1 pseudogene is annotated in these 245 nt (G+C 40.8%); it reads left to right on the top strand.

The features are described 5' to 3' along the window. Positions 1-245, top strand: a pseudogene (locus tag HMPREF2918_RS04035) (muramidase); the annotation flags it as partial.

The following is a 245-nucleotide window of genomic DNA, read 5'->3' as shown; positions in this document are numbered from 1 at the left end:
GACGAAAAAGATCAACCAGTTGATAAAGATTACGATACAGTAGTAGACAACCGTCCACAAACAATCGAGTTCCAAGGTAAGACATACGAATTGGTACCAGCAGGTAACTACAAAGTAGGTCAAGTCGATGAACAAGGTCACTGGACAGGTGATGACGCTACAACTGGTAAAGTAATCGAAGGTGATAAGAATGTCACTTACGTCTACAAACTTAAGGAAGATCCAACGAAACCTAAAGAAGGTGA

The sequence above is a fragment of the Streptococcus sp. HMSC065C01 genome (genome assembly GCF_001813525.1).
In the GTDB taxonomy this organism is placed as follows: Bacteria; Bacillota; Bacilli; order Lactobacillales; family Streptococcaceae; genus Streptococcus; species Streptococcus parasanguinis_V.
The sequence above is the reverse complement of the archived record's forward strand: the minus strand, read 5'-3'. Positions and strand labels throughout refer to the sequence as shown.